Origin of the sequence: Flavobacterium sp. FlaQc-30, assembly GCF_044005885.1 — a bacterium.
In the GTDB taxonomy this organism is placed as follows: Bacteria; Bacteroidota; Bacteroidia; order Flavobacteriales; family Flavobacteriaceae; genus Flavobacterium.
In genome coordinates this window covers 1-255 of the sequence record NZ_JBIPCO010000054.1, presented here as the reverse complement: position 1 = coordinate 255, position 255 = coordinate 1, and the positions used below count along the sequence as shown (strand labels likewise).

General features: G+C 39.2%; 1 rRNA gene. It reads right to left on the bottom strand.

Going from position 1 to position 255, the window contains the following annotated elements:
* Positions 1-101, bottom strand: a 5S ribosomal RNA gene (gene rrf, locus ACHRV0_RS21710); the annotation flags it as partial.
* Positions 102-255: the final 154 nt, after the last annotated feature.

Genomic DNA, 255 nt, shown 5'->3' with positions numbered 1-255 from the left:
CGACATACTCTCCCACAAAATTGCAGTACCATCTGCGCAGGCGGGCTTAACTACTCTGTTCGGGATGGGAAGAGGTGAGCCCCGCCGCAATAACCACCTTAAGGTTGTTAGTAATTAGTTATTAGTGTTTAGTAATTAGTCCTTAGACTCTTTACTAGTTACTTTTCACTAGTTACTGCTCGCGTCGAGCTAATATTTTAACATACTGAGATAAAGAAAAGTACTTTTATTTACTATTTTTAGAAAGTTTCTCCC